The organism is Rhodococcus sp. B10, from assembly GCF_011770055.1.
Taxonomy (GTDB): Bacteria; Actinomycetota; Actinomycetes; order Mycobacteriales; family Mycobacteriaceae; genus Rhodococcoides; species Rhodococcoides kyotonensis_B.
Map to the genome: position 1 here is coordinate 67,248 of NZ_JAAFYV010000022.1, position 26,254 is coordinate 93,501.

Annotated in this window: 23 protein-coding genes and 1 pseudogene; 10 read left to right on the forward strand and 14 right to left on the reverse strand. The window is 65.1% G+C overall.

Features of this window, described 5'->3' with window-relative positions; genetic code table 11:
• Nucleotides 1–95: 95 nt before the first annotated feature.
• A complete protein-coding gene (locus RhoFasB10_RS15810; protein ID WP_167677200.1) occupies nt 96–752 on the reverse strand; it encodes a serine protease in 657 nt (218 codons plus the stop codon).
• Nucleotides 753–910: 158 nt separating this feature from the next.
• Nucleotides 911–1,642: a DUF6319 family protein gene (locus RhoFasB10_RS15815; RefSeq protein WP_068427295.1), complete on the reverse strand. Its 732-nt coding sequence runs from the start codon at nt 1,640–1,642 to the stop codon at nt 911–913.
• Nucleotides 1,643–1,789: 147 nt separating this feature from the next.
• Here RhoFasB10_RS15815 and RhoFasB10_RS15820 point away from each other — a divergent pair, with 147 nt between their 5' ends.
• The 3 genes from RhoFasB10_RS15820 to RhoFasB10_RS15830 are packed head-to-tail and all read left to right on the forward strand — an operon-like array spanning nt 1,790 to nt 6,550.
• A complete protein-coding gene (locus RhoFasB10_RS15820; protein ID WP_167677202.1) occupies nt 1,790–4,129 on the forward strand; it encodes a glycerol-3-phosphate 1-O-acyltransferase in 2,340 nt (779 codons plus the stop codon).
• Nucleotides 4,126–5,553, forward strand: coding sequence for an HAD-IB family hydrolase (locus RhoFasB10_RS15825; protein WP_167677204.1), 1,428 nt, complete (start codon nt 4,126–4,128; stop codon nt 5,551–5,553). The genes RhoFasB10_RS15820 and RhoFasB10_RS15825 overlap by 4 nt, the downstream gene beginning before the upstream one ends.
• On the forward strand, nt 5,546–6,550 hold the full coding sequence (locus RhoFasB10_RS15830) for an adenylate/guanylate cyclase domain-containing protein (RefSeq protein WP_167677206.1): 1,005 nt from the start codon (nt 5,546–5,548) through the stop codon (nt 6,548–6,550). The genes RhoFasB10_RS15825 and RhoFasB10_RS15830 overlap by 8 nt, the downstream gene beginning before the upstream one ends.
• Here the strand turns inward: RhoFasB10_RS15830 and RhoFasB10_RS15835 are convergent.
• Genes RhoFasB10_RS15835 through RhoFasB10_RS15870 form a run of 8 tightly spaced genes read right to left on the reverse strand, consistent with a single transcriptional unit; the run spans nt 6,517 to nt 13,840 of the window.
• On the reverse strand, nt 6,517–7,593 hold the full coding sequence (locus RhoFasB10_RS15835; protein WP_167677208.1) for an MSMEG_0565 family glycosyltransferase: 1,077 nt from the start codon (nt 7,591–7,593) through the stop codon (nt 6,517–6,519). The two genes, RhoFasB10_RS15830 and RhoFasB10_RS15835, sit on opposite strands and share 34 nt — an antisense overlap.
• The gene (locus tag RhoFasB10_RS15840) at nt 7,584–8,426 is read right to left on the reverse strand and encodes a carbon-nitrogen hydrolase family protein (RefSeq protein ID WP_167677210.1); all 843 of its coding nucleotides are present in this window, start codon (nt 8,424–8,426) and stop codon (nt 7,584–7,586) included. The genes RhoFasB10_RS15835 and RhoFasB10_RS15840 overlap by 10 nt, the downstream gene beginning before the upstream one ends.
• Before the next feature lie 4 nt (nt 8,427–8,430).
• Nucleotides 8,431–9,687: an MSMEG_0569 family flavin-dependent oxidoreductase gene (locus RhoFasB10_RS15845; protein ID WP_167677212.1), complete on the reverse strand. Its 1,257-nt coding sequence runs from the start codon at nt 9,685–9,687 to the stop codon at nt 8,431–8,433.
• Nucleotides 9,684–9,977 (reverse strand): MSMEG_0570 family nitrogen starvation response protein, encoded by a 294-nt coding sequence (locus RhoFasB10_RS15850; protein ID WP_068427308.1) that lies wholly within the window; start codon nt 9,975–9,977, stop codon nt 9,684–9,686. Before RhoFasB10_RS15850 ends, RhoFasB10_RS15845 begins: the two co-directional genes overlap by 4 nt.
• On the reverse strand, nt 9,970–10,863 hold the full coding sequence (locus RhoFasB10_RS15855; RefSeq protein WP_068427310.1) for a carbon-nitrogen hydrolase family protein: 894 nt from the start codon (nt 10,861–10,863) through the stop codon (nt 9,970–9,972). Before RhoFasB10_RS15855 ends, RhoFasB10_RS15850 begins: the two co-directional genes overlap by 8 nt.
• Complete coding sequence (locus RhoFasB10_RS15860) at nt 10,860–12,251, reverse strand: MSMEG_0567/sll0787 family protein (protein WP_068427311.1); 1,392 nt, start codon at nt 12,249–12,251, stop codon at nt 10,860–10,862. Before RhoFasB10_RS15860 ends, RhoFasB10_RS15855 begins: the two co-directional genes overlap by 4 nt.
• Entirely contained in the window at nt 12,251–13,306 is a 1,056-nt protein-coding gene (locus tag RhoFasB10_RS15865) for an MSMEG_0568 family radical SAM protein (RefSeq protein ID WP_167677214.1), read from the reverse strand. Before RhoFasB10_RS15865 ends, RhoFasB10_RS15860 begins: the two co-directional genes overlap by 1 nt.
• Before the next feature lie 9 nt (nt 13,307–13,315).
• Nucleotides 13,316–13,840, reverse strand: a complete 525-nt coding sequence (locus RhoFasB10_RS15870) for an MSMEG_0572/Sll0783 family nitrogen starvation response protein (protein ID WP_068427316.1) — start codon at nt 13,838–13,840, stop codon at nt 13,316–13,318.
• Nucleotides 13,841–14,047: 207 nt separating this feature from the next.
• Between RhoFasB10_RS15870 and RhoFasB10_RS15875 the strand changes: the two genes are divergently transcribed.
• Together RhoFasB10_RS15875 and RhoFasB10_RS15880 are read left to right on the forward strand one after the other, a co-directional pair.
• Nucleotides 14,048–14,428 (forward strand): hypothetical protein, encoded by a 381-nt coding sequence (locus RhoFasB10_RS15875; protein ID WP_068427321.1) that lies wholly within the window; start codon nt 14,048–14,050, stop codon nt 14,426–14,428.
• On the forward strand, nt 14,421–14,834 hold the full coding sequence (locus RhoFasB10_RS15880; protein WP_068427323.1) for a hypothetical protein: 414 nt from the start codon (nt 14,421–14,423) through the stop codon (nt 14,832–14,834). Before RhoFasB10_RS15875 ends, RhoFasB10_RS15880 begins: the two co-directional genes overlap by 8 nt.
• Before the next feature lie 65 nt (nt 14,835–14,899).
• Here the strand turns inward: RhoFasB10_RS15880 and RhoFasB10_RS15885 are convergent, their stop codons facing one another.
• Nucleotides 14,900–15,334: an SRPBCC family protein gene (locus RhoFasB10_RS15885; protein ID WP_068427324.1), complete on the reverse strand. Its 435-nt coding sequence runs from the start codon at nt 15,332–15,334 to the stop codon at nt 14,900–14,902.
• Nucleotides 15,335–15,394: 60 nt separating this feature from the next.
• Here RhoFasB10_RS15885 and RhoFasB10_RS15890 point away from each other — a divergent pair, with 60 nt between their 5' ends.
• From RhoFasB10_RS15890 to RhoFasB10_RS15900, 3 genes are all read left to right on the forward strand, one after another.
• Nucleotides 15,395–17,716: an ATP-dependent DNA ligase gene (locus RhoFasB10_RS15890; RefSeq protein WP_068427326.1), complete on the forward strand. Its 2,322-nt coding sequence runs from the start codon at nt 15,395–15,397 to the stop codon at nt 17,714–17,716.
• Between the two features lie 209 nt (nt 17,717–17,925).
• Nucleotides 17,926–19,140, forward strand: a complete 1,215-nt coding sequence (locus RhoFasB10_RS15895; protein WP_068427328.1) for a lipase family protein — start codon at nt 17,926–17,928, stop codon at nt 19,138–19,140.
• Nucleotides 19,141–19,283: 143 nt separating this feature from the next.
• On the forward strand, nt 19,284–20,276 hold the full coding sequence (locus RhoFasB10_RS15900; protein WP_068427330.1) for an ABC transporter substrate-binding protein: 993 nt from the start codon (nt 19,284–19,286) through the stop codon (nt 20,274–20,276).
• Here RhoFasB10_RS15900 and RhoFasB10_RS15905 read toward each other — a convergent pair.
• Genes RhoFasB10_RS15905 through RhoFasB10_RS15915 form a run of 3 tightly spaced genes read right to left on the reverse strand, consistent with a single transcriptional unit; the run spans nt 20,192 to nt 24,057 of the window.
• The gene (locus RhoFasB10_RS15905) at nt 20,192–22,144 is read right to left on the reverse strand and encodes an ABC transporter ATP-binding protein (protein ID WP_068427331.1); all 1,953 of its coding nucleotides are present in this window, start codon (nt 22,142–22,144) and stop codon (nt 20,192–20,194) included. The two genes, RhoFasB10_RS15900 and RhoFasB10_RS15905, sit on opposite strands and share 85 nt — an antisense overlap.
• A gap of 57 nt (nt 22,145–22,201) precedes the next feature.
• The gene (locus RhoFasB10_RS15910; RefSeq protein ID WP_254303541.1) at nt 22,202–22,987 is read right to left on the reverse strand and encodes a putative protein N(5)-glutamine methyltransferase; all 786 of its coding nucleotides are present in this window, start codon (nt 22,985–22,987) and stop codon (nt 22,202–22,204) included.
• On the reverse strand, nt 22,984–24,057 hold the full coding sequence (locus tag RhoFasB10_RS15915; protein ID WP_068427362.1) for a TDT family transporter: 1,074 nt from the start codon (nt 24,055–24,057) through the stop codon (nt 22,984–22,986). The genes RhoFasB10_RS15910 and RhoFasB10_RS15915 overlap by 4 nt, the downstream gene beginning before the upstream one ends.
• Before the next feature lie 237 nt (nt 24,058–24,294).
• On the opposite strand from RhoFasB10_RS15915, the gene RhoFasB10_RS15920 reads away from it, so the two are divergent.
• Entirely contained in the window at nt 24,295–25,932 is a 1,638-nt protein-coding gene (locus RhoFasB10_RS15920; protein WP_167677217.1) for a DUF222 domain-containing protein, read from the forward strand.
• Nucleotides 25,933–25,950: 18 nt separating this feature from the next.
• A pseudogene (locus tag RhoFasB10_RS15925) lies at nt 25,951–26,254 on the forward strand (IS3 family transposase); the annotation flags it as partial.

The following is a 26,254-nucleotide window of genomic DNA, read 5'->3' on the forward strand; positions in this document are numbered from 1 at the left end:
CACCGATCACAAACAACGACATCAACCACCGAGACGACGAAGGGGCCGCCGCGTTGGAGTTCCAACACGACGGCCCCTTCGGCCGAAAACTCGCACTACGGGATCGGGACGAATCCGGCTCCCACCGCGTTGCCTGCGTTGATCTGGCGCAGGATCGCATCGATGTTGGTACCGACCTGCGGGCCGAAGCACGCAACACCCAGGTATGCGTTGACCATTCCGACGAGCGTGGTGCCGACGACGACCGGGCTACCCGAGTCACCTTCGACGACGCACAGCTGCGACCAGGTTTCCTGCGACTGCAGGATGTCGCCGTAGGCGATACCGCACGTGTTACCGGTGGTGCGGCCTTCCTTGCACACGATGTTCGGGAACAGCGCGGGCGGACCGACCTGTGTGATGGTCACGTTGCCGACGTGGTTGGTCGGGATGACCTTCGCACGGTCGAACTCGATGACCGCGAAGTCGTACTCCGGGTTGGAGAAGGCGATGCGTCCGACGACTCCTGCGCTCGGGTCGTACTCGGGGACGATGGTCGCGCCTGCGTTGCCGCAGTGACCTGCCGTGAGGCCGACGAGACGACCCGACGAATCATTGCCGATGGTCGTCAGAGTGCACTCTGCGGCGCTGTCGACGATGATCCCGGATCCACCTCCGAGGACCGCCGGGGCTGCAGCAGATGCGGTCCCGACGCCGACGCTTGCCGCGACGGCTGCGGCGGCCACGGCGACGAGCATGAACTTCTTCAACATGAATTCCCTCTCCAGCGGTGTCCGCAGAACCCTAGCAATAACTGCGACCTCGGGACGACCATGTCGGTCAACGTTCTCGTCACGACTAGGGCATCGGTGTCCGTCTCGTTATCCGGCGCGGAGCAGCGATTCGTCCGGTTCGTTCGGTTCGGCGCCTTCTACTGTGTGCCGCTTTCGAGGGCTGCGAGCATCGACTGCGCTTCCTCCAGCTGACGACTCAGCTCGGCCACTCGCTGCGCAGCTTCCTCCCTGGCATGGGAAATGACGGCCTCGACGGCCTGGACAGCGCTGTCGTCACCCAGCTCCCGAACGGCGCGCGAGACCGACTCGGGCGACACCGGCTGCGCCTTGCCCGGCCTGCGCGCTCCATGCGTGACCGTCACGGACCAGTCGTTGTCGGCGCCTGCATGAATGGTGACGCTGACGCTGTCCGGTCCCTTCTTCCCCTTCCGCGCGGACTGCGCGGCGGGTTTGGGTGACGCGGCGGGCTTGGAGACCTCGGCCGGCTTCGGCGTGGCCGGCTTCGGCGCCGCCGGCTTCGCTGCAGGCTTGGGTTTGGGTTCGGTCGCGGGCTCGATCCATTCGGCGATCTCGGGCTTCGGCGCTGCGGGCGCAGCAGGCTTGGGAGCACCGCCGGGTGGGTTGCGCGTCATGCGGAGTTCGTCGGCCTCGAACGGAAGTTCGTCGTTGACACCCTTGGGACTGATCGTGACGGTGTTGCCCGCGATCGACACCACGCGTGCCGACGTACCTTCCGGCAGCCCGAGACTCGGCGTCGCCTCGATGAGATACACCGTCGCCCGCTTGCCTGCGGCGAGCGCATTCGCCAGCGTTTCGAGGTTCTCGGGCGTCAGGGACTCGTTCGCGGTCGAACGTCTACGCGGTGGCATCGGGCGAACCTCTCTCGAAAGTGTTTGCGAATACTGTCCCATACTCGCCGCACGTCGGCATCAACGACGAACCCCCTTCGTGTGGGCCGCGTCACGCGTAACCTGACGGCGTACCTGTTTACGGGGTGCGGAACGGGAGGGATTTCGATGTATCACGTCGATGCCGGCGCGCAGAGCAAAACGTACGAGGGCCAGCCGGTCTATCTTCTCGACGCGGCATCGACCCTCGAGGTCCAGGCTCTGAATCAGTGGATCGATTCGACCACTCCGGACGGCGAGACGCGGCCGCCGTCGATAGTTCTGTTCGGAGAGAGCGCACATCAGATCGTCGAGACGGTTCGCACCGTCGGCGACGATCCTCTTCTCGTTCCGTTGCGCGTCACGCTCACGGAGAAGAAGCGCAACGGGCTGCTGCGTCGAATGTTCGCGCCGCGCGGCAACTCCAAGCCCACGCGGGTGTGGCAACGCTGGGTGCAGGGCGACGACCCCGACCGTTCCGAGGTGCTGATCGGTGCTCCGGCAACACTCACCGAACTCGAGACTCGCTTCGATCGCACCGGCGGCAAGTCGCTGTCGTCGTTCATCTGCAGGCAGGCCACGCTGGCACTCGACAAGGCCGAACGCGACGTCATCGGCTCCGAGTACAAGATTCCTCGGTTCGTCGTCGAGGACATGACGGAACAGAAGAAGTTTCACGACGGCATCGCGGAACTCGCCGCCGAGGTCGGCGAAAGCGTCGCCGACGTCAACCGTCGAGTGCACGAGATCCTGCACGAGATGGTGGCCACGGAAACCCGTCGAGCCGTCGAGATGTGGGGAACGCTCGGGGCCTACTTCTCCCGCGCGTACCGCGTCGACGTCGACCGCACCGACCTGGCGAAGGTCCGCGAACTCAACAAGAACTATCCGTTGGTGTTTCTGCCGAACCACCGCTCGTACCTCGACCCCCTCGTGTTGCGTCCGGCGTTGCTGACCGAAGGCCTTCCCCTCAACCACGTGATGGGCGGCATCAACGTCGGCTTCTGGCCGCTCGGACCCATCGCCAAACGCAGCGGCGTCGTACTCATCCAGCGCAAGTTCTCCGACGAGATCTACAAGTGGACACTGCGGCAGTACATGAGCTTCCTGCTCGGCAAACGTTTCAACCTCGAGTGGTACATCGAAGGCGGACGCAGCCGCACGGGCAAACTGCGACCACCGCGGTTCGGTCTGCTGACCTATCTGGTCGACGCGCTCGAGAGCAGCGACGCCGAGGACGTCTATCTCGTCCCGACGTCCATCACGTACGACCGCCTGCACGAGGTCGGCGCGATGGCCGCCGAATCGCACGGGGCACAGAAGCAGGCCGAGGGCATCCGCATGTTGATCGGGTACATCCGCGCGCAGGGCAAGCTGCGCGGCAACGTGTATCTGACGTTCGCCGAACCCATCTCGGTGCGATCGATCCTCGCCGAGAACGACGACAAACGCGTCGCGGTCCAGAAGATCGCGCTGACGGTCGCCCACGCCATCAACGACACGACTCCGGTGACGCCCGCTGCGCTCGTCACGATGGCGCTGCTGGGCATCGAGGATCGTGCGCTCAACGTGCACGAGATGTGGGCGATCATCTCGCCGCTCGCACGCTACATGCAGAAACGAGGCCTCCCGACGGCTGGAGGCGTCGACATCAGCGAGGTCGACGTCGTGCGCAGTGCCGTCGTCGCCCAGGTCAATGCGGGCGTCGTCAAGCGTTTCGACGACGGACCCGAACCGGTCTTCTACCTGGCACAGGACAAGCATCTCGTCGCCGCGTTCTTCCGCAACAACGCGATTCACTACTTCGTCATGCGTGCCATCGGCGAACTCGTCGTGCTTCCCGACCGAGATCAGACCGAGGCGTCGACGCCGGAATCGATGTGGAAGGCTGCGCTCGAACTGCGGGATCTGCTGAAGTTCGAGTTCTTCTTCGGCGACAAGAAGGACTTCGGGCAGCGACTGGAGGCGGAGGTCGCGCTGATCGATCCCGACTGGCGAGACAATCTCGCCGATCCGGAGTATGCGGCGCGTCAGATCGAGATGCAGGATCTACACCTCGCGCACCGCGTGCTGCAGCCCATTCTCGAGGCGTACCAGGTCGTCGCCGACCAACTCCTGCTCCTCCCGGTGGACGCCGAACTCGACAAGCCGTCGTTCATTGCGCAATGCCTCGGTGCCGCTCAGGCCAGGCGACTGCGACAGCAACTCGATCACAGCGAGGCCATCTCGGGCGAATTGTTCGACACCGCACTGCAATTGGCCGACAACCGTAAGCTCGTCGACCCCGGAGGGGAGAACCTCGCGCAGCGTCGACGAGATTTCGCACGCGAGATCAACGAGTGGGCACGCAAGGCACGCGTCATCCGCGACATGGCGCACCGCATGCTCGACGACGTCGACCCGCTGAACGTTCCGGGCCCGATCGCCGACGACACGGTGGCCGACGAGAGTGGGGACGAGGTTCGATGATCGATCTGGCCGAGCAACTACGCGCCATCGCCGACGCACCTACCGGGCCCGACACCGCTGCGTTCTTCGATCTCGACGGCACCTTGATCAACGGGTTCTCCGCGAAAGCGGTGTTTCTCGAACGACTCAAGACGCTGGACGTCACGGTGCACGAACTGTGGGAGATCTCGAGTGCCGTCGTCGAGATGCGGATGAAGAGCTCACCGGTCGACAATCTGATGGGCAAGGCCGTCAGGGGGCTGGAAGGGCGTCGCGAAGCAGACCTGATGGAACAGGCATACGCGTTGTTCCGCAACGACATCGCGCCGATGATCTACCCCGAAGCACGCATTCTCGTCGAGGCTCATCGGCGTGCAGGCCATCGCGTGGTGATGGCGACGTCGGCGACGCCGTACCAGGCGATTCCGGTCCAGGAAGACCTCATGGTCGACGAACTCCTCTGCACCACACCGGTCGTCGTCGACGGCGTTCTGACGGGCGAGCTCGTCGGCAGTTCGCTGTGGGGTCCGCGCAAGGCACAGGCGGTGGCCGACTACGCCGCGGGGGAGGGCCTCGACCTCGCCGGATGCTTCGGCTATTCCAACGGTGGCGAGGACATTCCGTTCCTGTCCGAGGTCGGCCTGCCCGTCGCGCTCAATCCCGACGACGAGATGACGCGGCACGCCACGCGGGTCGATTGGCCGATCCTCCGGCTCCAGAACCCGAAGCGGGGAACCGACCTCGTGTCGGCGGTGCGCAGCACGGCCGCGCTCGGATCGGTGCTCGCGAGCGCAGGTCTCGGCCTCGGACTTGGCCTGCTGACGCGCAGCAGACGCACCGGCGCCAACATCACCTCCACGATCGCCCCGGACATAGCCCTGACGATCGCGGGCATCAAGCTCGACGTCACCGGCACCGAGAACGCGTGGTCGGCCCGACCGGCGGTGTTCATGTTCAACCACCAGAGCACCGCGGACTCCGTCATCGTGGCGTCGATCCTTCGCAAGGACATCACCGCCGTCGCCAAACGCGAACTGGGGCACGACATCCGGTTCGCGTTGCTGGGCGCGATGTTCGACGTCGCCTACATCGATCGCGGCGATCCCGCGCAGGCACGGGAAGCGATGAAGCCCGCCATAGAGAAACTGCACTCCGGTATCTCCGTCGCCATCGCTCCCGAGGGAACACGGATGCCGACGTCTCGTCTCGGCCGCTTCAAGAAGGGCGGATTTCACCTCGCGATGCAGGCGCGCGTTCCCATCGTCCCGATCGTCATCCACAACGCAGGTGACGTCATGTGGAAGAAGGACTTCACCGCCCATTCGGGTACGGTCAGAGTAACCGTCGGGGAACCCATCTCCACCGAGGACTGGGTCCCCGAGAAGATCGACAGCTACATCGACGACGTCCGATCCTTCTTCGACAGAACGTTGGGACATGCCTGACAGTGACATCAGTTTCGTAGTACAGCGGGAGATCGAGAAGACTCTCCTCGGGGGAACACCGAAATACACTCGAATGGACATCGTCGAGAAATCGGGAATTCCCCTCGAGCGCGTCGTCCAATTGTGGACGGCCATGGGATTTCCCTTGCACACCGATCCCGAGGCAGTGGTCTACACCGACGCCGATCTCGACGCCCTGCGCCTGCTGACCGGGTTGACCGAGCAGAACGTAATCGAACCCGACATGGAAGTCGCCATTGCGCGCACGCTCGGGCAGGCCATGTCGCGCTTGACGGAGTGGCAGGTCGGCGTCGTCAACAGCCATATCCACGACCGGTCGACCGAAGGCGCCGACGTCGACGCAGTGCGCAAGAACGCCAGAGAGGTTGCCGCACAAACCGTCCCGACGCTGGAAGCGTTGCAGTCCTACACGTGGCGACGCCACCTCGCGGCGACGGCGGGCCGGTCCATCGCGGATCCGGGCGAGGAAACGACCAGTCGCACCGTGGCCGTCGGGTTCGCGGACATGGTCGGGTACACGAGCTTGACGCGCCGCATCGGGGTCGACGAACTGACCGAGCTGCTCGAGGAATTCGAGTCGATCGCCTCCAACATCATTGCGCGCGGACGTGGTTCGATCATCAAGAACGTCGGCGACGAGGTGATGTTCAGCGCGCAGACCGCCGAGGACGCCGCGCACATCGCGCTCGACCTGCAGGACGCCTACGAGGCGAAAGAGGACATGCCGGAGTTGCGCGTCGGGCTCGCCTGGGGGCCCGTCCTCGCCCGCTACGGCGACCTGTACGGCTCCACGGTCAACATCGCTGCGCGACTGACCAGTTCGGCACACCCCGGCACCGTCCTCGTGGACACGACGATGGCCGAGATTCTTCAGGAAGACGCCGAATTCTACGTCAAGTCGCTTCGATCGCTACGTGTGCGCGGATTCCACAAGCTCAAGCCTCATGCGTTGCGCCGCAACAAGAAGGACCGGTAGAAGTCGAGGTGCTTCTGCGCCGCAGCGTCCCAAGTGAGACTCCGGGCGAGTAACCGCCCAGCCTGCGAGTCACGCGGCCCATCCAGTACTGCTGCGAGCTGATCGGCCATCGACTTCGGTTCCGACGCATACGTGACCGCGTCGCCGAACACCTCGCGCAACACCGGCAGATCCCGTGCGACGACGGGAATCCCGGCTGCGAGCGCTTCCATCGCGGCGAGTCCGAACCCCTCCTTCGTCGAGAAGAACGGCAGCACCGACGCCTGTGCGACGAGGTGCGGTAGTTCGTCGTCGTCGACGGTTCCGAGGATGATGGGCTCGATGCCTAACTGCGCTGCGTACGAGTCGAATCGACGACGGTAGTCGCGGTAGTCGAACAGCGTCTCCCCGCCGGCGAAGACGAGAGACAGGTCGGGACGATTCAGGCGGGCGAACGCGTCGAGCAGGTCGATCGATCCCTTGCGCGGCTCGATACCGCCGACCGCGAGCACGTAACGGCCGAGCTTCTGCTGCCACTCGGTGCCGCCCGACGCCGCCGCTGCTTCGAACCGCCCCGCGTCGACACCGTTCGGGATGACCGTCGGCTCGACGCCCCACCCCCGGTGGACCTCCTCGGCCACCGCTGCCGAGACACAGATGCGGGCGTACGGTTCGACGACGGCACGTTCGTGGCATGCCGCCAGCGCGGGCGTCGTGAACGTGTCGAGGTGGTGAATGGTCCGGATGCACGGCCCGACGGCGTTGGCAGAGATACAGTCCTGCGCGTGCACGATGTCGTAATCGGAGTTCGAGAACGCTTGTCCCAGAACATCGATCGACCGCAGAATACGGTCACCGACGGACTCGTCGTCTCGCGCCTCGAACGGAACCATCCTGATCGAGACCGACGGGTCGACCCGCCGGAAGAACGCGTTGTCGCCGCCGCGTCCGAGGGACCAGACCGTCACGTCGACACCGGTGCGCGCCAACGCTTCCGCAAGGTGCAACGTGTGCACCACGCCTCCGCGGGGTTTCGACGAGTACGTGAGCAGTGCTATTCGCATGTCGACGCGCCCCCGTACGCATCCACCCGGCGCTCCTTCAGGTGATGCAACACCCGCCGGGCACGATCTACTTCGGCGTCGACGTCGATGTCGCACACCGCAAGTCCGCCTTTGGACCATGTCTTCGCGAGGACGTCACCGCCCGGGCCGACGATTTTCGCCTGCCCCAGGAACCGCAACGACCCCATCACGCCCGTCTGGTTCGACGACACCAGCACGACCTGGTTCTCGGCCGCGCGGGCCGCGTCGTACAGGTCGAAGAGGCGGGACTGGCGGTCGTTCGGCAGACTCGACGCCCGGTCGGTGACGCTCGCCGGCCACGCGGACAACGCTGCGATGATGCGAGCACCGTCCAATGCAAGTGCCCGAGCGGATTCCGGAAACGTCTTGTCGTAGTCGATGAGCATGCCCATGCGACCGACAGGGGTGTCGAAGGCCTCGAAGCGATCGCCCGCCGCGTACGCCAGCGACTCACCCACGGGCTGATGGACCTTGCGGTGACTGCCGAGTACACCGTCACCCGTCAGACACGCAGCAGCGTTGTAGCGCAACCCGTTCGACAGTTCGGTGTATCCGATGCATACCGTGAGGTCACCGGCCGCTGCCATGATCGCGCCGATCTCCGGGCCGTCGATGTCGAGCGTCGGCGGAAGCTCGGACACGTCCGGGTTGCGCAGGCTGTCGATGTATCCACCGAGGGAGGCGTCGGGCAGCACGAGCAGGTCGATTCCGTCGCGCTTCGCGCTTTCGACGATCGTCGTGATCTTCGAGACCGCGCGAGGCACATCGCGACCGAAATGTGCTGCCAGAGCGCCTATCCTGATGGACGTCACCGAGCTACACCATCGACTTGTCCGGTTGTGCCGCACTGATTTCCAGACCGATCTGATCGGCCAGGAACTCGGCATCACGCGCGACGGCCGCGAACCGACCCGATCCCCACGTGTGCTGCCACGGGAGCCCGAGGAAGTAGAGGCCACGCACCGCGCTGACGCCACGATTGTGCGTGGGATGTCCCTTGCCGTCGAACGCACCGACCTCGAGCCAGCGGTAGTCGGTACGGAAGCCGACGGACCAGACGACGGCAGTGATACCCGCGTCGGCCAGATCAAGTTCGGTGGTCTCGACCTCCGGACGCCATACCGGCGTGTATCGCTCTTCGGTGGGCGCGGAGATGCCCTCACGCGCGATGTACGCGTCGATGTTGTCCTTGATGCTCTCGGCCACGGCGTCGGCCGCATCGAGCGACGCCTCCAGCGTCGGCGCGAACTGCAGGACACCGTCGTCGACGCCGAGAAGCCTGCCGTACAGCTGCATGCCCTCGGTCGCGAACGCACGCAGGTCGATGTCGCGACCACCGTCGCGACCCGTCACGTAGTGGTTCGTGTTCTCGCGTTTGCCGACGCCACCGGGCTGATCCTCGATGGAGACATCATAGATGCCCATGTCGTGCAGCCACGCGACACAATCACGGCCACGATAGAAGCGTGCGACGCGTGGCGCGGTACCGGCAACGAGGTGCACGCGGCGACCGTCGAGATGCAGGTCCTCGGCGATCTGGGCGCCGGACTGTCCGGTGCCGACGACGAGTACGTCGCCGTCGGGGAACTGGTGCGAACCCCGATACTGCGACGAGTGGATCTGAAGGACGTCCTTCGGGAGCTTTTCGGCGAACCGCGGAATGGTCGGGACGTGGTATCCGCCGATGGCGACGACGATCTGGTCCGCGTGCATCGGCCCCGCGGTGGTCTCGATGTCGAAGCCACCCCCGATTCCCTGCCGCGTCGACGTGACGGTGACGTGCTCACGGACGGGGGCGTCGAAACTTCGTGCATACCGCCGGACGAAGTCGTACACCTCGTCACGCTTCATGAAACCGTCGGGATCGTCACCGTCGTACGAGAACCCGGGGAGCACGCACTGCCAGTTGGGTGTCACGAGCGTGAAGTTGTCCCAGCGGGAATCCTTCCACTCGTGTGCGATCGTATTCGCCTCCAGCACAACGTGTTCGATTCCGCGCTGTGTCAGGTGCCAGCTGATGGACAGACCGGCCTGCCCACCGCCGACGACGACCACCTCATGTGTCTCTCTCACAGCAACTCAGCTCCCGTCATACTCAGGATTTTCACGGCGCCGCCGTCCGTATATGCGGCACCGACGTCGCGAATTTCCTCCATCTGCTGCGCGGCGGACGTACAGCGCATCCCGAACTTCGCCAGCACGCGATCACCGGCCACCGTGAGCGCTTCCGACGTCCGCTCGACGAACTCGTCGACCCGGTACTCCGCGCCTGGTTCGAGGTAGTCGTGCATCACCAACGACGGTGAGTAGCAGGACTGTTCACGTCCATCCGGCCATCGGACCTGGAATCTCATCTCAGGCATGGACCGGCTCTTTCGTTATCGTCTTGTACACCGACGGACGGCGATCGCGGAGGTTGTACATACCGCCTCCGCGCGCCGCACCGAGAAGGCCCTCCACGTCGACAGTTGCCGTTGCCAATCCCGGCTCGACGCCTGTGCCCGCGAGGATTTCACCGCCCGGCCCGACGATCTTCGCGCTGCACACGAAACGAAGCGAACCGAACGTGCCTGCCTGGTTCGCGGCCACCCAGATCACCTGGTTCTCCAATGCCCGGGCGCGGTCGTAGATGTCGAAGCGCTGCTTCCAGCGATCGTCCTCCATGTTCGACGTCGTCGCAGTCCGTGCGGTCGGCCAAGCCGAGATGGAGGTGATGATCTCGGCGCCGTCGAGTGCGAGTTCCCGTGCTGCTTCGGGAAATCCCTTGTCGTAACAGATCTGCATGCCCATGCGTCCGACCGGAGTGTCGAACGCCTCGTAGGCGTCGCCCGCGTCGTAGCAGAGGTTTTCACCGAGCGGCTGGTGCACCTTGCGGTACGAACCGAGGATGCCGTCGCCGTTCAGTGTCACGGCCGCGTTGTAGCGAGTATCGCCGTCCTTCTCGCAGAACCCGAGGGTGACCACCATGTCACCGGCCATGTCGATGACGCGTTTCAACTCGGGACCGTCGAGTTCCAGTGCGGGCGGCAAGCTTCGGAGCCGACGCTGCCGCGATTCCTCCGACTCGTCCCCGCCCCCGAGACTCGGCAGATACCCACCGAGGCAGGCCTCGGGAAGTACCAGGAGTTGGCTTCCGCGGTGACGCGCTTCCTCGAGTAGCGCCGCGATGGTGCTGTAGCCCTGTTCCATGTCGCGGCCGAACTCGGCGGCGGCCACGGAAATCGTGACGGTGTTCGTGTGGATGTTCATGCTTCTCCCAATCCGGTCACAGTCGATGCGACTGCGCGAGTGGTGATTCCGTCGGGCCATCGCAGCGCGACGCCCGGAATGTCGGTGAGCTCTCCGCAGCGAGCGGAGACTGCAGGTCCCGACGACGCGAGCGACGCGTCGGGACGGTCCGCGGTGATCATCGCGAACCCTGGAAAGCACGTGATCCATTCGCCCATCGAGGCAGTGGTCGGCGTGGGGATGGAGGCGACATCCAGTACGGCTCCGGTACCGCACGCTTCGGCGAGCATGCCCGTCGTACCGGCGAGACCGGCCATCGACACGTCCTTGGCCGCCTTGGGTGCGGTGCGGGCGACGAAGGACGCCATCTCGTCGAGCTCTCCGAACGTGCGTCGCGACGTCGAATCCCATTGCTGTCCCTGATATCCGCGACGCCATCCGCCCTCGATGTCCGCGGTCAGGGTGAGGACGTCGCCGGCAGCAGCACCGCCGGCGCGGACCGGCGACGGCGTGCTGCCGAGCGCCGTGACCGACAGGGACGACGGAACCCCGACCTGGGTGTGGCCACCGAGCACCGGAACCCGCCACGCCTGCGACGCATCGGCAAGACCCCGGATGATGCGCGTGAGCCTGGACTGTGTGGGCGCTCCGACCGAGTCGAGCATGCCGACGGCTCGGGCACCCATGGCCGACAGATCGTTCAAGTTGACGAGCGCCGCACACCATCCGGCCCACTCGGGATCCCGATCGACCATCGACGGGATGATCGCGTCACATGCGGCGATGACGTCGCTTCCGGGCACCGGGACCCCGTCGTCTCCGCGAAAGCCTCTGGCGCCCAGCCCCAGTGGCTGCGCCTTCAGGGGCGCAAGTACCCCCGCGAGCATGGCCTTGGTCGCCGACACCAGTCGTTCGATCCGGTCGATCGGCCAGTTCATCGAGACGTGCGGTGCACCGTGGATGTCGAGGTCGCCGCGCCGGACCCAGCCGAGCCTGGTGAACAGCTTCTCGTGCTGTCTCTGGACCGTCGCGTCGAATCTCAGGACGCCGTGGCTCTCGGCGTGCGCACACGCCGCTCGGACCAATGCAGGTCCGACGCCGGATGCGCGGGCGTCGGACGAGACGACGAGACGACTGCCTGCCCACCATCCCAGATCCCGTGCCGTGCAGGGCGCAAGGCGGACACCACCCAGGACGATGCCGTCGGCGCTGCGGGCGATCAGGACGACGGTACGCGGGTCGTCGTCGACGTCGTCGTGATCCGAACCCGTGAACAGACCCTGCTCGGTGACGAAGATGTCGCGTCTGAGGCGTCGATACGCGTCGAGTTCGGTTGCGCCACCGCATTCGTGGATCAGGAACGGGGCCTGCGACGTCGCGACCGCGGTCCCGGCCAAGTCGGTGTACATCAGCCACCCGCATTCTGGAGAACACTGCAGGCACCGCACGCAGCACAGCCTGCCTTCTGGTCCGTACCGAGCATCGACGCGGCCTGAAGTTCCTTGGCGACGCGGCGCGTCACGTCTTCCAACACGTCACGGTTCGGTGCGACCGCACGGTCGACGTCGACGGCCAACGTTCCTGCGAGCGGCCGGAACGGAACGACGAACGGGTAGACACCCATCTCGATGAGTTCGGCTGCACCCGAAACCAATTCGTCCGGGTCCTCGCCGAGGCCCACGAGAAGGTAGGTCGACACCTGGTTTCGTCCGAACACGCGGACGGCTTCGGCCCATGCCGCCCGGTAGTCGTCCATCGGGACTGTTGCTTTGCCCGGCATCCACTTTCGGCGAACGTCGTCGTCCAGCGATTCGACGTGGATCCCGATGGATTCGGCACCCGCGTCGTGCAGATCGGTGATGGTTTGCAGATCGCCGGGTGGCTCGCACTGCACCTGGATGGGCAGATCGGGAACAGCTGCCTTGATCGCTGCGACACAACGCGCAATGTGCCGCGCACCACGGTCTTTCGCCGCCGACGTGCCGGTCGTGATGACCATCTGGGTGACGCCGTCGAGTCGGACGGCGGCTTCGGCGACCTCGGCCAGCTGCGCCGGCGTCTTGACGGCAATGGTGTCCCCCGCGTCGAGTGACGCCTCGATGGAGCAGAAGCGGCACCGTTGTTCGGGGTCGTACCGGATGCAGGTCTGCATGACCGTCGTCGCGAGGACGCTGGAGCCGTGCAGTTTGGCGATCTTCTCGTAGGAAATCCCGTCGGCGGTCTCGAGATCGTAGAATTTCGGCCGGGAGACGGCCTCTATGTCCACTCCGATGTCGTTGCCGTCGAACAATATTCGGTCTCCGTCGAGAACGTACGGGCTCGACAGGTTTCGAGGGATGGCCGCGCCGAGGCCATCGATTCGGACATGCCCGTCGTCGCTGGGCCCGGCGCCGGCCGTTCTGTTGACCGGTGGCGTACCTCGAATCCCGAGGAGCGCCAGATCTACTCGCACACCGACAGACATAACAAGCTCCTAGACCATGTACGTCGAGTTGATGATTGCGCCCTTGCGTGCGTAGTGGATGAGCGCGTCCTGAACGTCGAGCGGATGCGCCGGGATGACGCCCTCGATCAGGTCTTCTTCGCGGCCACCGTGCAGTGCGAGACCGAAGCGGCAGCAGAACACCGTTCCGCCCTCGGCGATGAACGTCGCGAGCGAGTCGTTGATGTTCTGCTCACCCGGGAAGCCGGAATCGCCCGTCGTCGGGAATCCCCGTGTCGCAAGGCAATTGATCGCGCCGGGGCCGTAGAAGTACATGGCCGACTCGAAACCCTTGCGCAGAGCGCGCGTTGCCTGCAGCACGGCGACGAAGCTGACCGACGACTCGTGCGCGATGCCGTGCACCAACGTGAAGTAGCTTTCGCCGTTCTCTGCCTTGTAGTCCGGGAAGATCTTGGTGGAACCGTAGATGTTGCTGCCCTTGGGCAACGAGGGGTGCGGAATCTCTCCGAGCGACTTCTGGATGTTCTCGGCGATTGTCTTGTCGATGTCGGACACTGCGTCGGCTCCTGAGGGTCGTGTGCGTGAGGAGAAGAGGATGGCGTCGGAGGTGCTCCTCGGCCATGTGACCAGTACAGGCGACATCCATTTCCGAGTGGTCACGCCCGGAATAACGCACTGTTTCGAAGGCCTCACCGCTGGGGCGACGCGCACCCCGATACCCTGGGATGCGTCCACACCACCCGAGGCCACCGAGAGGTAACGATGATCGGCGCCGTCACCGGCTTGCTGTACGTGATGTCACTGGCCGTCGGCCTCTGGGTTCTCGTCAAGCTCGTGCTGGGCAAGCCGGTGCTCCTGAAGAACGCATCGGACCGCGCGTTGTTCTGGGCGATCTCCGCAACCGAGGCCGTCGTCCTGCTCCAGGCGATCATCGGATTCGTCATGATGTTCACCTCGGACCGCGACATTCACCGGTTGACGTTCGGCGCGTACCTGATCGGATTGCTCCTGCTGCTGCCGATCGGTACGTGGTGGTCACTGGGTGATCGTTCACGCGGCGGCACCGCAGTGCTGCTCGTCGCCGTCACCACCCTCGCAGCGATGGTGCTGCGTCTCAGCCAGATATGGGCCGGATATGCCTGATACTCCCGACCGCCTTCAGGAGGCGACCCGCACCGGCTTCGGTCGCTTCCTCATCGCCGTCTATGCGGTGTTCGCCGTCGCCGCCACCTCACGGTCGATCGTGCAGTTGACGACACGCTTCGACGTCGCCCCGCTCGCGTACATCCTGTCGGCGCTCGCGGCGGTCATCTACATCGTGGCGACGGTCGGGCTGGCACGCGCGACCGAGGCGTCGCGCCGAGTCGTGACGGTGTCCTGCATCATCGAGCTCGTCGGCGTCCTCGCCATCGGTGCGCTCAGCTACATCCAGCCTCAGGATTTCCCCGACGCGACCGTGTGGTCGCACTTCGGTCAGGGATACGTCTTCATTCCCGTGGTGCTCCCGGTCGCCGGGCTCTGGTGGATACGGCGGACCCGCCGCCTGTGAGCGCGAACGTATAGCGGGCAGGAGCGGAGCCTGCGAAGCGACCCGAGGACGCTATGTATTCGCACTCACGTGTCGAGTGCAGCGAGATTGTCCACCGACTGCTTGACATCGGTGTCGAGGGCCTTGGCGACGACCTTGCCGACGGGCCCGAACAGGACCCCGCCGCCGAAGTAGGCGTCGAGCGTCAGAATGGAGCCGCCCTCGTGGTTCTCGCGCACGTGGATGGTCATCGCGATCTTGATGCCACCCTTTCCGCGGCCGGACATCTCGATGAGTTCGGGCTCCTTGTACTCGGTGAACGTCCATTTGATGGTGTTCCGGAAGCCCTTGACCTTCACGAGCGACTCGACCTCGGTGCCCTTCTCGATCGTCGCGGGAGGCGGGCTGCACCAACCACCGTGGATCGTCATCCATTCGTCGAAGCGGTTCAGCGCGGACGCCTTGTCCCAGGCACCCTGAGGATTTTCGGGCATGTTCACGGTCACTCGGATCGTCGCCATACCCCCGAGATTGGCACTTCTCGCGCGCGGCCAAACCTGACCAGTGACTAGCCTGGGGAAATGGCGACGCTCGAGATCGCAGGCCGAAAGCTCTCGGTCACCAATCTGGACAAGGTGCTGTTCCCCGAGACCGGCACGACGAAGAGCCAGGTCATCGAGTACTACACCTCGATCGCACCCGCGATGCTCCCGCACTTGGCCGGCCGTGCCGTGACGCGGAAGCGGTGGCCGAACGGGGTGGATCAGCCGTCGTTCTTCGAAAAGAATCTCGCATCGTCGGCGCCGGACTGGCTGGAACGACGCGACATGCAGCACTCCGATCGCGTCGTCGTGTATCCGTTGTTCTCCACAGCCGCGGATCTCGCGTGGCTCGGGCAGCAGGCCGCCATCGAGGCACACGTCCCGCAGTGGCGTTTCGACGGCGATGCGCAGGGCCTGGCCACGAGGATGGTCTTCGACCTCGATCCGGGCGACGACGTCGACCTCGCCCGCTGCGCCGAGATCGCCTGCGAAATCCGCGGCCTCATGACCGACATCGGGTTCACCGCGTATCCGGTCACCAGCGGCAGCAAGGGCATTCACCTCTACGTTCCGCTCGACAAGCCACTGACGTCGTCGGGAGCATCGACCGTCGCGAAGCACGTCGCGACGATTCTCGAGGAGCGCTCACCCGACCGCGTCACGGCGACGATGGCCAAAGCGAAGCGGACCGGCCGAGTCTTCGTCGACTGGTCGCAGAACAACGGGAAGAAGACGACGGTCGCGCCGTACTCGATGCGTGCGCGATCGGAACCGACCGTCGCCGCTCCCCGGACGTGGGAGGAACTCGAATCTCCCGGCCTCACGCAGTTGCGGTACGAGGAAGTGCTCGAGCGCTATCAGGACCAGGGAGACCTACTCGCCGATCTGGACCCGCCCCTGGGCGACGTGGAGACTGCTTCTGCCGAGCCCGACAAACTCACGAAGTACCGCAGCATGCGCAGCCGCGCGAAGACGCCCGAGCCGATACCGACCGGAGGAGAACCGCGCGGGAACGACGACACGTTCGTCATCCAGGAGCACCACGCCCGACGCCTGCACTACGACTTCCGACTCGAACACGACGGCGTCCTCGTCTCCTGGGCCGTGCCGAAGAACATTCCCGACGACCCGACGCAGAACCGCCTCGCCGTACACACCGAGGACCACCCACTCGAATACGCGACGTTCGAGGGCAGCATCCCGAAGGGCGAGTACGGCGGCGGAGAGGTGACGATCTGGGACAGCGGTACGTACGAACTCGAGAAATGGCGCGACGACGAAGTCATCGTCGTCCTGTCGGGAGCCAAGGCGAAAGGCCGTTTCGCTCTCATCAAGACCAAGGGCGATCAATGGCTGATGCACCTGATGAAGGAGCAGTCTCCGTCGCCCGACGATGAACATCCGTCGAACAATGGCGTACCCGAAAGCAATCTCCCGAAGAATGTTGCGCCGATGCTCGCGACCGCGGGCGACGTCCTCGGCCTTCCCGACGGCGAATGGTCCTTCGAGGGAAAGTGGGACGGCTTTCGCGTCGTCGCACAGTTCTCGTACGGCGAGATGAAGCTGACGTCTCGGACCGGAAAGGACCTGACCGAGCGCTTCCGTGCATTTCAGGCTCTCGCAGACGATCTGAAGGACCACGAGGCCATCGTCGACGGTGAAGCAGTCGTCTTCGACGCCGACGGCATCTCCAGTTTCGAACTGCTGCAGAACAGCACCGGCAAGCACGTCGACTTCATCGCGTTCGACCTGCTGCATCTCGACGGAACGTCGTTGCTGCGCAAGAAGTATTCGGATCGGCGCAAACTTCTCGAGCTGCTGACGACGGGCCTCGATTCGGTCATCGTGCCGGAACTGTTGCCGTCGACGGCGGCCGAGGCGGCGGCCGCGAGCATCGAGCGTGGACTGGAAGGCGTCGTCGCCAAGCGGTCCGACTCGATCTACCAACCCGGCAAACGCGCGAAAACCTGGATCAAGTCCAAGAATTGGCGCACTCAGGAAGTGGTCATCGGCGGGTGGCGACGCGGCCGCGGGCGCCGGGGAGACGGTATCGGCTCGCTGCTCGTCGGTGTGCCCGACGAGGGTGGCCTGCGCTATCTCGGCCGCGTCGGAACCGGTTTCAGCGAACAGGCACTCGACCGTCTGAGCACGGAGTTGTCTCCGTTGCAGACCGATGGATCGCCGTTCGCAGAGACCCTCCCGACGGCCGACCGAAAGGATGCAGTGTGGGTGACGCCGCTTCTCGTCGGTGAGGTCCGGTTCTTCGAATGGACCGACTCGATGCATCTGAGGCATCCGAGTTGGCGCGGTATTCGTGAGGACAAGAAGCCGGAAGACGTAGTGATCGAGCACAATTCCTAGGCGCGCGCTCGAGCCCTCTCGCGGTTGCCATAAAATCTCTTGCTGCGTACCCTTTCGAACATCGTTTCCGGGGGGAGCGTAACGAGCGGGGTCACTTTTTCTATATCGCACCTGGTGCGGCGTTCTCTCGATCGGGCGCTGCAGGGGGTGCGGTCGGACTGTGTCTCCCGCACGGGAAAACGAAGCTTTGTCGGGAGGGATTTGACGCCATGCGCGCTTACAAACTGATCGGGGCAGCGGTCGTGTCCGCAGCCACGGTCATGTGTTCGACTCTGATGACCGCAGCACCTGCTACGGCGATTCCGCTGGAGCCCACGCCCATTGCCGATGTGTTCTACGCTCCGGTTCCTGGTCTGGATGCGCTGAACCCCGGTGACATCATCTCCAGCAGGCCGATGCCGCCACCTCCCGGTTTCTTCGACGTCGACGTGTGGCAGCTGCGCTTCCGGTCGACCAACTCCGCAGGCAATCCGATCGCCGCGGTCAACACGGTCATGGCTCCGAAGAACAAGGCACCGAACGGGCCTCTGCTGTCGTACCAACACATCATCAATGCACTGGGCTTGGAATGCGCTCCCTCACAGGCACTCTGGACCTCCGATCCCAACTTGATGATTCGTGAGGCTCCGGCACTCAACGTTGCCCTTCAGCGTGGATGGACCGTCGCGATCGCCGATCACCTCGGCCCCAACAGCGCGTACGGCGCAGCCAAGATGGGCGGCCAGATCGTCCTCGACAGCATCCGTGCGACGCAACGCTTCGATCCGCTTCAGGTGCAGCAGAGCCGAGTCGCGCTCGCCGGCTACTCGGGCGGCGGCATGGCGACGGCGTGGGCGGCCGCACTGCAGAACGACTACGCACCCGAGCTGAACATCGTCGGCAGCGCTGCGGGCGGTGCGCCGATGAACCTCGAACGCATGGCTCGCGATCTGGGCTTCAACCCGCATCCGGTGTTCGGCCTCGCATTCGCTGCGGCGCTCGGACTCGAGCGGGAGTACCCGACTCGGATTCCGATCAGCGAACAGCTGAACCCGCTGGGCCGGCAGATGGCCGCCGAAGTGCAGAACGCGTGCACCAACGACATCATTCGGGTCGGCGCAGGCAAGAGCGCGACGATCGTCGCCGACTCGCTCAGCCTCATCGACAGCCCCGAGATGGTCGACGCGGTCAACGAGAACAGCGTCGAGCTCTACCCGGGCGTTCCGAAGGCTCCCTACTTCGAGTGGCACAGCCCGACGGACGCACTCATCCCGGTTTCGTCCATCACCAACACCCTCGGCCGCTACTGCGCCGCAGGTGTCCCGGTCACCGAGGTTCAGGTGCCCAGTAACGATCACCTCACCGCCGCGGTGCTCGGGCTTCCACAGGCTCTCGAATGGATCGACGCCCGCTTGAACGGCGTTCCTGCGCCGAGCAACTGCTGAACTGGCAACCACACGAGCGAAGGACGCCCTCGGTCACCCCAAGTGACCGAGGGCGTCCCTCGCTTCCGGCCCTTGAAATTTCGATGACCTCGGGGATCGGTTAGGCTAACCTCGCATTTCGTACTTACGCGAGGAGTCCCACAGTGCGCACCAGTTACCTCCGCATCGCCGCAGGCGCTGCAGCAGTCGCGCTCGTCGCCGGCTGTTCGTCCGACGACAGCTCGTCGTCGACCAACTCCGACGAGTCCGGCGCTTTTCCCGTCATCATCACCCACCACTTCGGTGAGACGACCGTCGACAGCGAACCGTCGAGCATCGTCACCATCGGCTTCAACGAGCAGGACTTCGTGCTCGCACTCGGCGTGAAGCCCGTCGCGACGCGCGGCAACCTCAGCTACGACTACCGGAACCGTCCCTGGGCGCAGGAAGCTCTCGGTGGCACCGACATCCCCGAGGTCGGTTCCGAGGAACTGAACCTCGAGCAGATCGCGAACGCTGCACCCGATCTGATACTCGGTCCGTACTCGTTCATCGAGCAGGGCCAATACGACCAGCTGTCCGAGATGGCACCCACGATCGCCGACATCGGAGGCTACGACGACGTCCCCGCGGCCACGTGGCAGCAGGAGTTCGAGGTGATCGGCAAGGCACTCGGCAAGGAGCAGGAGACCGCCGACCAGACGGCCGAGCTGGAGCAGAAGTTCCAGACGACCCAGGACGAGAACCCGCAGTTCGCCGGCAAGACTCTGACGCTCGGCTTCGACATGGGCGACGGCAGCTACCTCGTGCTCGGCGAGGACGACATCCGTGCGCTGTTCTTCAAGGACCTCGGCTTCGAGATCCCCGCGGTGACGGAGACGATCAGCCCCGAGAACCTGAACAAGCTCGACACCGACGTACTCGTCATGGCCGGCGCGAGTCGTGAGCAGCTGCTCGCCAACCCGCTGTTCGCTGCGCTGAACGTCGTCTCACAGGATCGCACCGCGTACATCGGTGCGTTCAGCGAGGACCTGCCGTCGGCACTCGGATACTCGAGCCCCCTGTCGCTGAACTACGCGATCGACGGTTTCGCACCGATGCTGGCCGCCGCCGCGGACAACGACCCGGCCACCGTGGTTCCGGCACCGGCCGTCTGATCCGAGCCGGACACACTGAACTGCGTCCGATGGAGCTCCTCGTAGCGGCCTCTCGCCGCGAGGAGCTCCTCGTGCGTTCCGCGCTCGACGATCGACCCATCTTCGACGACGAGAATCATGTCGGCGGCGCGGATGGTCGACAAGCGGTGTGCGATCACCACCGACGTCTTGCCTGCAAGCGCCTCACCGAGGGCGGCCTGAACCGCGGCTTCCGACGTCGAATCCAGTGATGCCGTCGCCTCGTCGAGAATGACGACCTTCGGCCGGGAGATCAGAAGTCTCGCAATGGTCAGCCGTTGTCTTTCACCACCGGACAGCCGGTAACCGCGTTCGCCGACGACGGTCTCGAGTCCGTCGGGCAAGGATTTCACCAAGCCGTCGAGCCTCGCGCGTCGAAGCGCGTCCCACACCTCCTCCTCGGTCGCGTCGGGCCGCGACAGCACGATGTTGGCGCGGACCGTGTCGTGGAACAGGTGTCCGTCCTGGGTCACCATGCCCACTGCGTCGCGGATGGATTCGGCGGTCAGATCACGAACGTCGTTCTCTCCCAGCCTCACCGAGCCGTCGTCGACGTCGTAGAGGCGGGCCACCAACTGCGCGATGGTCGACTTGCCTGCGCCGGAGGTGCCGACGAGCGCAACCATCTGCCCCGGCTCGGCCCGAAACGACACACCGTGCAGGACTTCCTCCCCGCCGCGCGTGTCCAACGCCGCCACTTCCTCCAACGACGCGAGCGACACCTTGTCCGCCGACGGGTAGGCGAAGCGCACGTCCCTCAACTCGACCGACACCGGCGCGTCAGGCAACGCGACGGCGCCCGGCTTGTCCTGGATGAGTGGCACCAGGTCGAGCACCTCGAAGACGCGCTCGAAACTGACCAGTGCGCTCATCACCTCCACGCGTGCGCTCGCCAGTTCGGTCAACGGCGAGTACAGCCGGGTGAGCAGAAGAGAGAGCGACACAACCGATCCCGGATCGAGCTGTCCGCGCAGAGCGTAGAAGCCACCTAGCCCGTAGACGACCGCGAGAGCCAGGGCCGACACCAGCGTCAGCGCGGTGACGAACACCGTCTGCACCATCGCGCTGCGCACGCCGATGTCGCGGACTCTGGATGCCCGCACTGCGAATTCACGGGACTCGAAGTCGGGCTGCCCGAAGAGTTTGACCAATGTCGCGCCCGGAGCCGAGAACCGCTCGGTCATCTGCGTGCTCATCGCCGAGTCGTGTGCCGCTGCCTCCCGCTGCAACCGCGCGAGTCGACGACCCATCCGACTCGCCGGGATCACGAAGACCGGCAACAGCAGCATCGCGAGAAAGGTTACCTGCCAGGAGATTCCGATCATCACGACCAACGTCAGGGCGAGCGTCACAAGATTGCTGACGACGCCCGACAACGTGTCGCTGAATGCACGCTGCGCACCGATGACGTCGTTGTTCAGTCGACTGACGAGTGCGCCCGTACGGGTGCGAGTGAAGAACGCGATCGGCATACGCTGCACGTGGTCGAACACGGCGGTGCGCAGGTCCAGGATCAGGCCTTCGCCGATGTTCGCCGACAGCCACCGATTCAACAGACCGAACGCGGCGTCGACGACGGCGATGGCAGCGATCAACAGCGAGAGCCGGAGCACGATGTCGAACGAAGCACCGTCGACGATCGCGTTGACCACCCGCCCTGCCAGCACGGGTGTCGCGACGGCGAGAACCGCGAGGACGACGCTGAGCAGCACGAAGCCGACCAGTTTGGTTTTGTGCGGTCGGGCGAATGCGAGGATTCTGCGGGCGGTGTCGGCATTGAAACGAGCTGTACCGGACGACGCGTGCATCGTCCGGTACAGCTGGTTCCAGGCGGTGACTTCCATGCTCATGCCTGAAACCGTAGAACCTCGACTTAGGTGGAGGTCAAGGGTCCATGCTCGACCGGTTCACGCAGTCCTGACCTCGCCCACGACAACGGTCCCGTCGAGTTCGTCCGAATGGGCGATGCGTGCGTCGAACCCCGCACCGCGCATGATCTGCACGGTCCCCTTCGCCTGACCGACGCTGGTCTCGATCAGGAGATGACCGCGGTCGGTGAGCCACTGCCGGGCGTCGTCGGCGATGCGGCGGTGCCAGTCCAGTCCGTCCAATCCGCCGTCGAGCGCGACGCGGGGTTCGTGATCACGCGCTTCGGCCGGCATCGAGGCGATGGCGTCGGTGGGGACGTAGGGCGCATTGGCGACGATGACATCGACGTAGCCTCGAAGGTGTTGCGGCAGAGCAGAATACAGATCGCTCTGGTAGACGTGGCCCGCACCGATGTTGCGGCGAGCGCACCGGACGGCGACGGGGTCGATGTCGGTGGCGTGGAGGTCGAGGTGCCCGAGCTCGTGTTCGAGCGCCGCCCCGACTGCCCCGGATCCGCAACACATGTCGACGACGGTCGTCGGCCGGAGCGCGAGTGCCTCCTCGACGAGGAGTTCCGTGCGACGTCGGGGCACGAAGACGCCGGGTTCGACGACGATACGGAGTCCACGAAATTCTGCCCACCCGAGGATCTGCTCCAAGGGGGTGCCCTCCACGCGTCGGGACACCATCTCGAGGAGCCGATCACCGGTGAACGCCTGGAGGAGAAGTGCGGCCTCGTCCTCGGCGTACACGCATCCGGCGGCGCGGAGCGTGCGGGTGATGGCCTGGTGGGAGTCGATGCTCGACTGTATCCCAGTGCTCACGCCGGTAGGAATATCCGGCCACTGACCGTACCGCGCACGGTGCCCCAGGCAACGATTGCCCATGCCGTGACGAGCAGTGCATAGAGGCCCACGGCGACGATGTTCAGTGCACCGAACGTGGCCCCCAGTGCGGTCGCGCCTGTGACGCAGGTGCCGACCGGGAACGTGAAGCTCCACCAGGTCATGGAAAACCGGAGGCCGCTGCGGGCAGCTGTCACGGTCAGACAGGTTGCAACGGCGAACATGACGATGCCGAACGCGCCTGCCGCGACTCCGTAGAGGACGCCGACGTCGTGGAGCCAGTCGCTGCCCGCATCGGCGGCCAAGAGATTGGCCGCGGTGACCGACTGGCCGACGAGGCCCAGCGTGATCCAGATCGTCGGAATCGCCTGCACAGGTGGCGTTCTCCGATGCACGAGCTCACCGCAGACCGTGACCATGATCCGCGCACCAAGGGTCAGGCTGAGCGCGAACAGGGCGTAGCACAGGGCGAGGAATGCAGTCCTGACCGTGCCGCTCGGGATGTGTTGCGCCAGAATCGCTCCCCCGGTCGCCGACACCATCGGAGGCACGACGGGCATCAGCAACGCGGGCAGACGGTGCCCCCGCGCGCGAACCGGAATCCACAGCACGGTCGCGATTCCTGCGAGAGTTCCTATGGTCCAGAGCGTTCCGGCGATCCAGAGAGCCGCAGTGATGCCGAGTAGATCCTTGCCGAGAAGGATTGTTCCGCTGCCGACGGTCAACAGCGCCATCGGGATTGCGCCGTAGAACAGGCCGATGACCGGATGCGCGACGTAACCGCGAGCGTTGTCGACATGCAGGATCCAGTGCGCGGTGAAGGCAATTGTCAGCGCGACGAGGGCGGTTGCCGCGACTCCCCAGACCACGGTGGCGAAAGAATGCAGAATCGGAGAGTGCAGGGGAAGCGTGGCCGCGGCGTTCGCGACGATGCCGGTTCCCATGATGGACGCGAACCAGTTCGGGGTGAGGTGTTCCAGCACGCGGCCAGGACGGTCGAGGTCGCGGAACAATCCCAGGGGCGCGTCGGCGAGAACAGCTGCGGTCATGGTTCCACCGTCGTCGGCGAGGGGCATTCCCGGTAGAGGTCATGCTGTTGTGTAGCCACAACCGTTTCTTGTGGCCGGCCCTCCACGTGCGCGCGAATGTATAGCCCGCTATACATTCGCACGCACGACCGATACTCGACCTCGCGATGGTAACCGGTTGGGGCGCGGCAAGATTCGAAGAATTGGAATGCGCGGTCTTGGTTGTGTTCGAACATGCGTTCGAGTATCATGGTGGGCATGGACATGCCGGGGGGCTTCGAACAGATCAGACGCGACGCCGACGCGTCCGCAGCCGACATGCTCACCACCCTCACCGACCTGCGCCGCCAGGAGAACATAGCCGCTGCCGCGACCGTGCACCGAGTGCACGACCTCCTCGACCTACGGATCTCCACCGAAGCCGCGATCTACGATTACGGCCTCGAACACGACACTCCCACCGGACCACAGCAATACGGCGTCGCCGAACCCGACATCTACAAAGCCCGCCTCGCCGCCGAAACCGAAGCGTCCGTAGCACTCTCACTCTCCCGCCAGATCACCCGCGACATGATCACCACCGGCGAAGAACTCGCCCAGCGACTGCCCGCCATAGACGCCGCCTTCACCGCCGGAGATCTCGACTACCCCCGCGTCCGCACCATCGCCCTCACCCTCTCCCGCGCCGGCGACGACACCGTCGCCGCCCTCGAATCCGACATCCTCGCCGCCGCCCACCGCTGCACCCCACGCTCACTCCGCGACAACATCTGGCGACACTGGTTCGACCACAATCCCGACGAAGCCACCGCCGCACGCGCCCGCGCCGACGCCGACGAACGCTCGGTCAACATCCGCCGCAACACCGATGGCACCGCATCACTGTTCGCCAAGATCACCACCGTCGAAGCCGCCGAAATCGACGCCATCCTCGACCAATTCGCCGCCACCGTCTGCGACCGCGATCCCCGCACCAAACGGCAACTCCGCGCCGACGCCCTGGTCGCGCTCATGCACCAAGAAGACGCCCTCGCCTGCACCTGCCGCACCGACGAATGCCCCGCAGCAGCCACCGCCGACCGCACCCCAGCCCGGCCGAAACCACTCATCCAGGTCATCGTCGACCTCGAAACCCTGCTACGCCTCACCGACACCCCCGCCACCCTCTCCGACGGCACCGTCCTCGACGCCGACACCGCACGCCTACTCGCCACCGACGCACACTGGCAAGCCTTCCTCACCGAGGCTCTCGAACTCGCACGCGCCCACCACAACTCCACCAGCGACAGCGACAGCGACAGCGACAGCGATGAAACAGCAACGGCTGCAGCACAACCGGAGCGCACCGGGCAGGCATCCGAGGTGCACGAGCCCGAAAAGGAAGAGCCTGTCGACGACGACAGAACACCGGACGACGACGCAGCCGAGAACCGCGACATAGTAGAGAACACCACCGGCGATATCGACAGGCCGAACGACGACGACCCGAACACCGACGGTCCCGCAGACAGTGGTCATTCCGAGGACAACGGCGGGCCCGATGGCACCGACGGTCCCACAGACAGCGGTGGGCCCGAAGCCGGTGGACGGCCCGAAAACATTAGCGGACAGTGCGATTCAGACGAACCGGGCAACCCGCCACCACCCGCACCGCGCGGCACGAGCCCACTCGTTCCCCGCGCCCGCCGCATCCTCACCCGCGGACGCACACGTCCCGCACCGCCCTTACCGCCGGCCCACCCGACGCCCGGACCCGGACCCGGACTCGGACCCGGACCCGGACCCCGACAAGGCTCCCGGCGTCCCCGCACGCCCATTCTCGCCGGGCGCGACACCGCCCTGACCGCCACGATCGACGCCTTGAATCACCCCAGGTTTGATGCCGCTTCCTTCTGAGTCAGGAAGGATGAGCACATGCCTAAGAAAATCGATCCGGAGGTCCGTGCGCGGGCGTTGCGGTTGCTGGAGACCCACGGCGGGGAGTACCCGTCGATGACTGCTGCGGCCGAGGCCATAGCCAAGCAGGTCGGTGTCGGCCAGGAGACGGTGCGCCGCTGGGCGGTGCAAGCCCAGATCGACGCCGGCGACCGAACCGGAACCACCTCGGCCGAGGCCGCCGAGATCAAACGACTCAAGGCCGAGAACAAGCAGTTACGCGAGGACGTCGCGATCTTGAAAGCGGCGACGACTTTCTTCGCGGGGGAACTCGACCCCCGCA